General features: G+C 67.0%; 10 protein-coding genes. All 10 read right to left on the reverse strand.

Features of this window, described 5'->3' with window-relative positions; all coding sequences use genetic code 11:
* Positions 1-92 precede the first annotated feature (92 nt).
* The 10 genes from folD to ndk all read right to left on the reverse strand — a co-directional run bounded on the left by folD (position 93) and on the right by ndk (position 11,164).
* Complete coding sequence (gene folD, locus IAE58_RS18740) at positions 93-968, reverse strand: bifunctional methylenetetrahydrofolate dehydrogenase/methenyltetrahydrofolate cyclohydrolase FolD (RefSeq protein ID WP_108755993.1); 876 nt, start codon at positions 966-968, stop codon at positions 93-95.
* 179 nt (positions 969-1,147) lie between these two features.
* Entirely contained in the window at positions 1,148-2,983 is a 1,836-nt protein-coding gene (locus IAE58_RS18745) for a monovalent cation:proton antiporter-2 (CPA2) family protein (RefSeq protein ID WP_199934578.1), read from the reverse strand.
* Positions 2,984-3,156: 173 nt separating this feature from the next.
* Positions 3,157-4,293: a molybdopterin-synthase adenylyltransferase MoeB gene (moeB, locus tag IAE58_RS18750; protein WP_199934579.1), complete on the reverse strand. Its 1,137-nt coding sequence runs from the start codon at positions 4,291-4,293 to the stop codon at positions 3,157-3,159.
* Between the two features lie 244 nt (positions 4,294-4,537).
* On the reverse strand, positions 4,538-5,935 hold the full coding sequence (gene der, locus IAE58_RS18755; protein ID WP_108752881.1) for a ribosome biogenesis GTPase Der: 1,398 nt from the start codon (positions 5,933-5,935) through the stop codon (positions 4,538-4,540).
* 15 nt (positions 5,936-5,950) lie between these two features.
* Entirely contained in the window at positions 5,951-7,159 is a 1,209-nt protein-coding gene (gene bamB / locus IAE58_RS18760) for an outer membrane protein assembly factor BamB (protein WP_108752880.1), read from the reverse strand.
* Positions 7,159-7,797, reverse strand: a complete 639-nt coding sequence (locus IAE58_RS18765; RefSeq protein ID WP_199934580.1) for a tetratricopeptide repeat protein — start codon at positions 7,795-7,797, stop codon at positions 7,159-7,161. Before IAE58_RS18765 ends, bamB begins: the two co-directional genes overlap by 1 nt.
* 64 nt (positions 7,798-7,861) lie before the next feature.
* Positions 7,862-8,728: a RodZ domain-containing protein gene (locus IAE58_RS18770; protein WP_164271342.1), complete on the reverse strand. Its 867-nt coding sequence runs from the start codon at positions 8,726-8,728 to the stop codon at positions 7,862-7,864.
* Between the two features lie 19 nt (positions 8,729-8,747).
* Positions 8,748-9,536: a type IV pilus biogenesis/stability protein PilW gene (gene pilW, locus IAE58_RS18775; protein WP_108761823.1), complete on the reverse strand. Its 789-nt coding sequence runs from the start codon at positions 9,534-9,536 to the stop codon at positions 8,748-8,750.
* Complete coding sequence (gene rlmN / locus IAE58_RS18780; protein WP_164271345.1) at positions 9,523-10,728, reverse strand: 23S rRNA (adenine(2503)-C(2))-methyltransferase RlmN; 1,206 nt, start codon at positions 10,726-10,728, stop codon at positions 9,523-9,525. The genes pilW and rlmN overlap by 14 nt, the downstream gene beginning before the upstream one ends.
* A gap of 10 nt (positions 10,729-10,738) precedes the next feature.
* A complete protein-coding gene (ndk, locus tag IAE58_RS18785; protein ID WP_108749396.1) occupies positions 10,739-11,164 on the reverse strand; it encodes a nucleoside-diphosphate kinase in 426 nt (141 codons plus the stop codon).
* Between the last annotated feature and the right edge of the window lie 191 nt (positions 11,165-11,355).

Consider the following 11,355-nt stretch of genomic DNA (forward strand, 5'->3'; position numbering starts at 1 on the left):
CTACCAGATGGGGCGACGGCGGTAGCGCCGGGCCATGCCCGGCGACCGCAGCGGCGCCGTGAGAATCCGCCGGGCATGGCCCGGCGCTACCGTCAGGAAGCTTCCGCCGCTTCCAACGTGTTCTGCATCAACGTGGCCACGGTCATCGGGCCCACGCCACCCGGCACCGGGGTGATCCAGCTCGCGCGCTCGGCGGCGGCTTCAAACCCGACGTCACCCACCAACCGGCCGTCATCCAACCGGTTGATGCCCACGTCGATCACCACGGCGCCCGGCTTTACCCATTCACCCGGCACGATGCCCGGGCGGCCCACGGCCACCACCAGGATGTCGGCGTTGCGCACGGCCTGTTCCAGCACGTCCTTGGGGGTGAACTTGTGGCAGCTGGTCACGGTGCATCCGGCAATAAGCAGCTCCAGGCCCATCGGGCGGCCCACGTGGTTGCTCACGCCCACGATGGTGGCGTTGCGGCCGCGCACCGGCTGGTCGGTGTGGCCCAGCAGCGTGGTGATGCCGCGCGGGGTGCAGGGGCGCAGGCCGAATTCACGCAGGGCCAGGTGGCCGACGTTTTCCGGGTGGAAACCGTCCACGTCCTTGCGCGGGTCGATGCGCTGGATCAGCCGGCGCGCATCCGGAATGCCCGGCAGCGGCAGCTGGATCAGGATGCCGTTGATCTTGGGGTCGGCATTCAGCTGGTCAATCAGGTCCAGCAGCTCGGCCTCGGTGGTGCCGGCCGGCAGATCGTAGTCGTAGGCTTCAATACCGACCTTTTCCGCCGCGCGGCGCTTGTTGCGCACGTACACGGTCGAGGCCGGGTCACCACCCACCAGCACTACGGCCAGGCCCGGGCGGCTGCCGCCGGCGGCGACGCGGGCGTCAACGCGCACCTTCAGGCTGTCGAGCAGATCCTCGGCAATACGGCGGCCATCGAGGATGCGGGCAGGAGGCGTTGCGACGGAATCGTTCATCGAATGCGGGGGCAGGCGGCGGCGGGGACGCTATTGTCCCTGATTCAGGCCCCCTCGCCCACCGCTTCGCTCGCCGGGCATGGCCCGGCGCTACCCTGTTGCTGCCACCGCTTCGCTCGCCGGGCATGGCCCGGCGCTACCCGTAAACTGCGCACCGGCCCGGTAGCGCCGGGCGCCCATCATTCCTCTTCTTCTTCCGGCACCTGGTCGGCATTCAACGTACGCGCCTTGCGCTTGGGCGCGGTGAACGGCGTCGGGGTCGGCACGCCCGGCAGTGCGCTGCCGAACACCATGTGCGCACCGGCACGCAGGCTGCCGCCGGCCATTTCCAGTTCGAAGCGTTCGGCGTCGCGCTCGCGGATCTGCTCGGCAATCTCCTGGGCGTCCTCTTCTTCTGCACCCAGTTCCATCAGCGCGGCCTGGCCGAACAGCAGGGCCGATTCGAAGGTCTCGCGAATCTGGAAATCCACACCCGCATGGATCAACCGCAGCGAGTGCTCGCGGTCAAACGAGCGCACCAGCAGCTTGGCCTGCGGGAATTCGTGCGCCACCAGTTCCACGATGCGGTCGGCATCTTCGGCATTGTTCACGCATACTGCAATCGCACGTGCGGTGGCCGCGCCCGAAGCATGTAGAACGTCAAGACGCGTGCCGTCGCCGTAATAGATCTTGAAGCCGAAGCGCTCGGCGTTGTGGATCATCTCCACATCGTTGTCGATGATGGTCACGTCCACGTCGCGGGCCAGCAGCGACTGGCTGGCCACCTGGCCGAAGCGGCCGAAGCCGATCATCAGCACGCTGCCAGAGAGGCCGTCGGCGGTGTCCACGCCTTCCAGGCTGACTTCCGGCTTGGGCGCCACGCGCTTGTAGACCAGTACCACCAGCGGGGTCAGCGCCATCGACAGCACCACCACGGCGGTGAAGTTGGCATTGATGTCCATGTTGATGACGCCGGCGCTGGCGGCGGCACTGAACAGCACGAAGGCGAACTCACCACCCTGCGCCATCAGCACGCCACGGTCCAGCGCCTGAGCGTGGTCGCTGCCCATCAGGCGCGCCACCACGTAGATGCACAGGGCCTTGGCGGCCATCAGCGCCAGCACGAGGCCGACGATCAGCGGCCAGTTGCCGGCCACCACGCCCAGGTCCAGCGCCATGCCCACGCTCAGGAAGAACAGGCCCAGCAGAATGCCGCGGAACGGTTCGATGTCCGCTTCAATCTGGTGGCGGAAGGTCGATTCGCTCAGCAGCACGCCGGCCAGGAACGCGCCCATCGCCATCGACAGGCCCGACAGCTGCATCAGCAGCGCCGCACCCAGCACCACCAGCAGCGCGGCGGCGGTCATCACTTCGCGCGCCTTGGCTTCGGCCAGCAGGCGGAACAGCGGGTTCAGCAGGAAGCGGCCGACCAGCACCAGGCCGATGATGGCGCCGGCGCCGATGGCCACCGACAACCAGCGCGAGCCCTCACCGTCGGCACTGCCGGCGCTGGGCGCCATCCACGCCACCAGGGCGAGCAGCGGCACGATCAGCAGGTCTTCGAACAGCAGGATGGAGACGATCTTCTGCCCCGACGGCAGCGCGATGTCGCCGCGTTCGGCCAGCAGCTGCATCACCACTGCGGTGGAGGTCAGCACGAAGCCGGTGGCGCCGATGAAGGCGACCTGCCAGGGCAGCCCGAACAACTTGGCGACGCTGGTCAGTACCAGCGCGCAGGTGACGATCTGCAGCGTGCCCAGCCCGAAGATTTCCTTGCGCAGGCTCCACAGGTGCGAGGGCCGCATTTCCAGGCCGATCACGAACAGGAACATCACCACGCCCAGCTCGGCGGTGTGCAGGATCGCCTGCGGGTCGGAGAACCAACCCAGGCCGAACGGGCCGATGGCCAGGCCGGCGGTGAAATAGCCCAGTACCGAGCCCAGGCCCAGCCTGCGGAACAGCGGCACCATGACCACCGCTGCGCCCAACAGGGCGACGACCTTGACCAGTTCGCTGGTCGCTGCTTCTACCGCCATGCGGTGTGTTCCCCAGATGCGTTGATGGGGTCAACGATAGGGGAAGTTGGTGGACGGCAATAGCATGTGCGTTGCGTTTGATTGTGCCGAAAACGGAACGATAGCGGAATCAACACCCATCATCGTTCCGAAATCGACCCCGCGGTAGCGCCGGGCCATGCCCGGCGGATCGGTCACCCGCCCCGGCAGAACGCGGCGTAATCGATATACCCGGGGAACACCACACCCGGCGCGCACACCGGGCACGTCGGGTCCGGCGCAATGCGGCTCTCCCGGAACCTCAGCCCCAGCGCATCGAACCGCAGCAACCGCCCGACCAGCGGCTGGCCAATGCCCAGCAGCAGCTTCAGCACCTCGGTGGCCTGCAGCACCCCGGCCAAGCCGGGCAGCACGCCCAGCACCCCGGCCTCGGCGCAGTTCGGCGCGAACTCCGGCGGCGGCGGTTCCGGGAACAAGCAGCGGTAACACGGCGCCACGCCACGCTGGCGGCCGGCGTCAAACGCGCTTACCTGGCCGTCGAAGCGCTCGATGGCCGCATACACCAGCGGCACCGCGTGCTTGATGCAGGCGTCGTTGAGCAGATAGCGCAGCGGGAAGTTGTCCGATCCATCCAGCACCACGTCCACGCCCTGCAGCAGGCGATCGATGTTCTCGGACGTGACCCGCTCGCGCACGGCCTCGACGTCGATGCTCGGGTTCAGCGCCAGCAGGCGCTCGCGCGCCGAGTCCACCTTGGCCTGGCCGACGCTGGCTTCGGTATGCACGATCTGCCGCTGCAGGTTGCTGCGCTCCACATGGTCGTGGTCGACCAGGCGCAGGTGCCCTACCCCCGCAGCCGCCAGATAGAAGCTGGCCGGTGCGCCCAGACCACCGGCACCGAGCACCAGCACGCGCGCCTGCTGCAGGCGACGCTGGCCGGCCTCGCCCACCTGCGGCAGCAGCAGGTGGCGCGAGTAGCGGTCGTAGAAGTCTTGATCAGCCGCGGACAGCAGCGGTTGCACCAGCGGCAGCGATTGTTCGCGCCAGGCCACGGTGCCGCCCGTCACGGAAGCGATGTTCGAATAGCCCGCCGTCATCAGCGCCAGCGCTGCATCGGCCGAACGCTTGCCGGTCTGGCAGATCAGCATGATTTCCTGATCGGGCGCGGGCAGATGTGCGGCCGGTTCGGCCAGCAGATCATCCTTGGCCACGCCACGCGCGCCCTCGGCCATGCCACCGGCACGTTCGTGCGCGTTGCGCACATCGATCAGCACCGCGCCATGGGCCAGGCGCGCGTGCGCCTGCTGCGGGGAACGCTCGGGAATGCTCATGTGCCCATTGTAGGCCGGTCGCCAGGCGTGGGTGGCCGCGGTAATGACGGCGCCAGCAACGCGCGCGGTAGAGTCGACCGTTGGTCGACTGCTCTTCGCCGAATCCCGAAGCCCCGCGCTGCGCGCGGCAGTCGACTGACAGTCGACTCTACCCCGTCGTTTTCCCCCGTCCGGTTTTTCCCGGTCGGTTTTCCCCGGTCGGTTTCCAACGAAAAAGGCGGCCCTGCGGCCGCCTTTTCATGGATTACTTGCCCTTTACGTGCTTCATCAAGCGCCGCTTGGCCTTGACCTGCCGCTCGGTGAGGACGTTCTTCTTGCCCTCGTACGGGTTGGTACCCTCGCGGAAGATGAAGCTCACCGGGGTGCCAATCAGCTTGAAGCGCTTGCGGAAGAAGTTTTCCAGATAGCGCTTGTACGATTCCTGCAGCTCCTTCAGGCGCGTGCCGTGCACGATGAAGGTGGGCGGGTTGGAACCAGCCGGGTGCACGTAACGCAGCTTCGAGACATGGCCGCGGATGGTCGGCGGCGGGTTGGTCTCGTACGCCACTTCCAGCGCCTTGTTCACTTCGCTGGTGGTGAAGGTCTTGTTCGCCGATTCGTGCGCGCGGTGCACGGCGCGGAACAGTTCGCGCAGGCCCGAGCCATGCTTGGCCGAGATGCGTACCGATTCGGCCCACGGCACGAAGCCCAGCTTCAGCGACAGCAGGGTTTCGGCCTGCTCGCGCTGGTACTCGGTCAGGCCATCCCACTTGTTGATGGCGATCACCAGCGCACGGCCGGCATCAAGCACGGCACCCAGCACGGTGGCGTCCTGGTCGGTCACGCCTTCGGTGGCGTCCAGCATCAGCACGGCCACCTGGCACTGCTCGATGGACTGCATGGTCTTGACCACCGAGAACTTCTCGACCACTTCATCCACGCGCGAACGGCGGCGCAGGCCGGCGGTGTCGATCAGGCGGTAGTCGCGGCCGTCACGCTCCAGGTCCACCGCGATCGAATCGCGGGTGGTGCCCGGCACGTCCGAGGCGATCATGCGCTCTTCGCCCAGGATGCGGTTCACCAGGGTCGACTTGCCCACGTTGGGGCGGCCGACGAAGGCGATGCGGATGCGGTTCGGGTCGTTGTCCAGCTCTTCGCCGCTGCCTTCTTCGGGCAGGCGCTGGATCACTTCGTCCAGCAGGTCGTCCAGACCCTGGCGATGGGCGGCCGATACGGTCAGCATTTCGCCGAAGCCATAGCGGGCGAATTCCGAACGCACGTTGTCCTCGTCGGTGCCGTCGATCTTGTTGATCAGCAGCAGCGTGGGGCGCGAGAGCTTGCGCAGCCAGGCCAGGATCTCGTCGTCCATGGCCGAGGTGCCCTCACGGGCATCCACCACGAACAGGATCAGGTCGGCTTCGGCGGCGGCGGCACGGGCCTGGCGCGTGGTCGCGCCAGCCAGGCCTTCTTCTTCTTCGGCAATACCGCCGGTGTCGACCACCAGGAAGTGGTTGTCTTCATCAAGGCGGCACACGCCGTAGTTGCGATCGCGGGTGACGCCGGGCTGGTCATGGACCAGGGCGTCACGGGTGCGGGTCAACGCATTGAAAATGGTTGACTTGCCGACATTCGGCCGTCCAACCAGGGCGACCAAAGGCAGCATCGCGATTACTCCGTATTAATTTGCCAACCGGAAGGCGGTCAGCTTGCCATCAACGTTCTGCACCAGCAGCAATCCGTCGGCCACGATTGGCTGGGCCAGCAGGGCGTCACCGCCGCTCTTGGCCCGCGCCGCCAGTGCGCCGTCGGACGTCTGCAGCCAGTGCAGGTATCCCTTGTAGTCACCCACCACCACATAATCGCCCTGCAGGGCCGGGCCGGTGAGCGAACGACGGGCCAGTGCGGTCTGCGACCACATGGCAGCGCCACTGGTCTTGTCCAGGCCGAACACCCCGCCCTTGTTGTCGGTTACGAACACATTGCCCGAAGACACCGCCACGCCACCGGCACCGCCGTGGTCACGCGCCCACAGCGGGCGACCGGTCGGGCCTTCGATGGCCATGGTCTGGTTCTTGAAGCTGCTGACGAACAGCGTGTTGCCTTCCAGCACCGGGGCGCCGTCGACGTCGGCCATGCGCTCCAGCTCGGTACGGCCTTCGCCGCTGGCCAGGCTCTGGTCCCACAGGGTGCGGCCGTCCTGCATGGCCAGCGCGGACACCGCGCCGTCATCCTTGCCGATGAACAGCACGCCCGGGCCGGTGACCACCGGCGCGTTGCCGCGCACGGTCAGGGCCGGCAGTTCGCTGGGGTTGAACCACTTCTGGGTGCCGTTGCCGGCATCGAAGGCGGTGACCCGGCCATCGTTGCTGCGCACGAACACCAGGCCGTTGGCCACGGCCGGGGCGGCGATGACTTCGTTGGGCACGCGGGCGCGCCACTTTTCGCTGCCATCGTTGATGTCCAGGGCAATGACCTGGCCGTCCAGCGTGCCGATCACCACCAGGTTTTCACCCACGCCGGGGCCGCCGGACAGGCGCAGCTTCGGCTTCTTCTTTTCCTTGGTCGGTTCCCAGGTCCAGACCTTCTTGCCGGTCTGCAGGTCGATGGCGTGCACGCCGCCGGTAATGGCCGCGGCGAACACGTGGCCATTGGCCACCACCGGGCCCTGGCGCACGCCAATGCGCTGCTCGCCCTTGCCCAGGTTTACCGACCAGGCCTTGTTGACCTTCACGGTCGGCTCGAACTTCACCAGCTCGGCCGGTTCCTGCGCCTTCTTGGCGGCGGCATCCTTACCGGCGAACCAGCCCTTCATGGTGCTGCAGCCGGACAGCGCCATACCGAGCAGCAGCACGGAAGCGACGCGCGTGATCATGACCTTCTGACTCATCAAACCGACTCCGCAGGGGCGGCGACGGTGCCGCCAGCGTCCATAACCTTGGTTTCCAGCAGGCGCCGCTGCGGCGCTGCCACGTCCAGCGTTTTCAGCGCCTTCTCATACTGTTCGCGCGCGGCATCGCGCTTGCCCTGGGCCAGCAGCGCATCGCCGTGGATTTCCAGGCTGCTGCTGTCGGTGGCACTGCCCAGCAGCTTGATGGCCTCATCGCTCTTGCCGGTGGCCACCAGCAGGCGCGCCACGCGCTGGTCGACCACGCGCTGCAGGTCACCTTCAACTTTGACCGCGCGCAGGGTGGCCAGTGCTTCTTCGTTCTTGCCCGCGTCCACCTGGGCCTTGGCCAGCTGCAGGGCGGCCAGATCGCCGTAGATGCTGGACGGGCCAGCCTCCAGCGCCTTCACCGCCTTGGCGGCGTCGTCCAGCTTGTTCTGTTCCAGGCCGACCAGGGCTTTCTGGTATTCGACATTGGCCGTGGCCAGCTTGCCGCCCTGTTGCTGCTGCCACCACTGCCAGCCGGCAATGGCACTGATGGCGATGACTACGCCACCGATGATGCTGGCGCCATTGCTCCGCAGCCAGCTGCGGACGCGTTCACTTTGTTCGTGCTCGTCGAGCAGATCGTCGATCGCCATGCGTACTCTCGCCCCGCCCATCGGGAGGGACCATTGGGATTATCGAAGGTGGTGAAACCGCGTCTCAGTGTGAAACCGGGACTACGGAGCCTTCAGAGGATACCTGAAAGCGGGCCACGTTGGCTCGCTGGTAGGGGCTCAGATCGACGATAGCGCCGTTCTGCTGAACCTGCACCGCCGAGGCATTGCCCAGGGTGACGCGCGTTACCTGGCCGGGGGTGAAGCTGCGGCGCTCGCCGGCCTTGATCAGGGCCTTCTCGACCGTGCCGCCATCGGGGCCGGCAATATCCACCCAGCTGTCGCCACTGAACTGCATGTCCAGGTTGGCGGCGGCCGGCGCAGCGGCCGGGGCCGGGCGCGGCACCGGGGTGAGCGAGGCCACGTACGGCGCGGCCGGCTTGGCAGCCGGGGCGGCCACCGGCGCGCTGGCCACGGCGGCATCGCTGCCTGCCACCGGCGGGGTGACCGGCACGGCGGCCGGAATGGCATCCAGCGAGGCGGTGCTGGGCGCCGACGGGGTGCCATCGAAGTGGCCGCGGGTGGCGAACCACACCGGCACCGCCAACACAGCGGTAATGCCGACGTACAGCGCACGGCGGCCGAGGTTTTCGGCAATGCGGCGCGCACGCGGGGTATGGGTATGGCTGACCAGGGTGGGCGGTACCACCGGCCCGACCTGGGCCTGTTCCAGCAGCTGGCTGATATCCACGTTCAGCAGGCGCGCATAGCTGCGCAGCTGGCCGCGCACGAACACCGGCGCACCCAGCTTCTGCCACTGCTCTTCTTCCAGGGACTTCACCACCTGAACGGGCATGCGCAAGCGCGTGCCAACGTCTTCAAGGGTCAGCCCGGCCGCCTCGCGGGCCTGGCGCAGGCGGGTGCCGCAGCCGGCCGCAGTATCGAGAGCGCTCACAGTCTGGTCATCAATCACAATGCATCAACCCTGGAGTTTAGGAGCCCGCATCCTGCGGAAATTCCTGTCGAATCCGCTGCAGATAGCGATCAGATGCCGCCTGATCGCCCAGTCGCGCTTCGATGTCAGACGCAAGTTGTAACACGGAACGCGTGGCCGGTGCAGCCGCAATCCTACGTTCGGCGAAGGCCCGCGCGGCCATGTACTGGCCCTGGCGGAAGCTGAGCTGGGCCATCGCTTCCAGCGCCACCGGGTTCTGCGGGGCGTGCTGCAGCGAGGTCCGCAGGTCGCGTTCGGCACGCTCGACCTGGCCCGCATCGAGCGCACAGCCCCCGGCGTTGGCCAGTGCCGCGGCGGGGGTGGCATAACCCGGCGCCTGCAGGGCGCGGTCGAACCAGACCAGCGATTCGGCGGCCTGGCCGTGCTGGCACAGCCAGGCGGCGTAGTTGTTCAGCACATCGCCGCGCTGCGGGGCCAGTTCGGCGGCGCGGCGGAAGCCGTCGCCGGCCTGCTGCTGGCGGCCACGGCGGTCTTCCACCCCGGCCTGCAGCATCAGCGCATCCACGCCGTTGGGCTGGATCTTCAGCGCCTGCCGGGTCTTGCGCTCGGCCTCGTCCAGGTTGCCGACCTGCAGGTCACGGGCAGCCAACGCCAGCATGTCGTCGTACTTGAACTGCTGGCGCACGTTGGGGTCGTCGCGCACGGTGTGCACCGGGGCCACGCCGCCGGGGCCGATGGGAATTTCAGAAGTGGTGGTACAGCCGCTGGCAGCCACTGCCAGCATGCCTGCGAACAGGGCCGGCAACCGGCGGTCAGGCCGCTGCATCACTCCCCTTCCCTGCCTGCAGCGTCTTGTTGAACTCCGCCTGGCGGCGCGTGCGGTCCATCACCTGGCCCTTCAACTGGCCACAGGCCGCGTCGATGTCGTCGCCACGGGTGCGGCGCACCATGGTCAGCACGTTGCTGTCCAGCAGGATCTTCTGGAAGGCGCGGATATGCGCTTCTTCGGAACGCTCGTAGCGGGTGCCCGGGAACGGGTTGAACGGAATCAGGTTGACCTTGCCCGAATCCCTGGCCTGCACCGCGTTGTCGAACTGGTGCATCAGGCGGGCCAGCTCGCGCGCATGCTCCGGCTTGTCGTTGATGCCCTTCATCAAGGTGTACTCGAAGGTGACCGACTCGCGGCGCTTGTTGGCGCGCAGGTAGCGGGCGCACGAGGCCATCAGATCGGCGATCGGGTACTTCTTGTTCAGCGGCACCAGCGTTTCGCGCAGCGCGTCATTCGGCGCATGCAGGGAAACGGCCAGCGACACGTCGCTTTCGGCGGACAGGCGATCGATCTGCGGGACCAGCCCGGACGTCGAAAGCGTCACGCGCTTGTTGGCCAGGCCGTAGCCCAGGTCGTCGCGCATCACGCTCATGGCGCGCACGACGTTGTCGAAATTCATCAACGGCTCGCCCATGCCCATCATCACCACGTTGGTGAGGCGGCGCATCTGGTGCGGCACGTTGCCCAGGTGGCGCGCGGCCACCCACACCTGGCCGATGATCTCGGCGGTGGTCAGGTTGCGGTTGAAGCCCTGGGTAGCGGTGGAGCAGAACGTGCAGTTCAGGCCGCAACCGACCTGCGAGGACACGCACAGCGTGCCGCGGGTCTTGTCGGGGATGTACACGGTCTCGATGGCGTTCTTGCCATCCACGCCCATCGCCAGCAGCCACTTGTGGGTGCCGTCGGCGGAGGGCTTGTCGAACACGATGTTGGGAACAACGACCTCGGCATGGGCCTGCAGCTTGGCGCGCAGGACCTTGCCGAGATCGGTCATTTCATCGAAATCGGTGACGTAGCGATGGTGGATCCACTTCATCACCTGATGGGCACGGAATTTCTTTTCGCCGAGTTTTTCGACGAAAAACTGTTCCAGGCCCGCGCGATCGAGGTCGAGCAGGTTCTGCTTGCCAGCCGTGGGTGCCGACTTCGGCAGCGGCTGGATGGCGGGGGACTGTACGACCTCGTTCACGGCATCACTCTCAGCGCGAAACGACTTCGGTGGCGGCGAAGAAGTAGGCCACTTCAATGGCGGCGTTCTCGACCGAGTCCGAGCCGTGGGCGGCGTTGGCATCGATGGAATCGGCGAAGTCGGCGCGGATGGTGCCCGGCGCAGCGTCCTTCGGGTTGGTGGCGCCCAGCAGGTCGCGGTGGGCCAGGACGGCGTTCTCGCCTTCCAGGGCCTGGATCATCACCGGGCCGGAGATCATGAACTCGACCAGCGCGTTGAAGAACGGACGCTCGCGGTGCACGGCGTAGAAGCCTTCGGCTTCACGGCGCGACAGCTGCTTGTACTTGGCGGCCACGACCTTCAGGCCGGCCTTCTCGAAGCGGGCGTAGATTTCGCCGATGACGTTCTTGGCAACGGCGTCCGGCTTGATGATCGAAAGAGTGCGCTCCAGCGCCATGGGATGTCTCCAATGGAATCGGGCCGCTGATGGCCCGAAGGGTAACATGAAAAAAACCCGCGTCGGGACGCGGGCTTAGCCTGATAAACGTGCGCGGATTGTAAAAGATCCCGCGTAGTAGTGCCAGCCCATGGCTGGCAGCCGCGCGGCCGCCCGGGGTCAGACCCCCGCAGGGGCTCTGACCCCACCAC

It is taken from the genome of Stenotrophomonas sp. S49, from assembly GCF_016624905.1.
Lineage (GTDB): Bacteria > Pseudomonadota > Gammaproteobacteria > Xanthomonadales > Xanthomonadaceae > Stenotrophomonas.

Coding starts and splice junctions, on each gene's coding strand:
- der (WP_108752881.1), bottom strand. CDS start 5,935: ATGCTGCCTTTGGTCGCCCTGGTTGGACGGCCGAATGTCGGCAAGTCA.
- pilW (WP_108761823.1), bottom strand. CDS start 9,536: ATGCAGCGGCCTGACCGCCGGTTGCCGGCCCTGTTCGCAGGCATGCTG.
- ndk (WP_108749396.1), bottom strand. CDS start 11,164: ATGGCGCTGGAGCGCACTCTTTCGATCATCAAGCCGGACGCCGTTGCC.
- IAE58_RS18745 (WP_199934578.1), bottom strand. CDS start 2,983: ATGGCGGTAGAAGCAGCGACCAGCGAACTGGTCAAGGTCGTCGCCCTG.
- folD (WP_108755993.1), bottom strand. CDS start 968: ATGAACGATTCCGTCGCAACGCCTCCTGCCCGCATCCTCGATGGCCGC.
- moeB (WP_199934579.1), bottom strand. CDS start 4,293: ATGAGCATTCCCGAGCGTTCCCCGCAGCAGGCGCACGCGCGCCTGGCC.
- IAE58_RS18765 (WP_199934580.1), bottom strand. CDS start 7,797: ATGGCGATCGACGATCTGCTCGACGAGCACGAACAAAGTGAACGCGTC.
- bamB (WP_108752880.1), bottom strand. CDS start 7,159: ATGAGTCAGAAGGTCATGATCACGCGCGTCGCTTCCGTGCTGCTGCTC.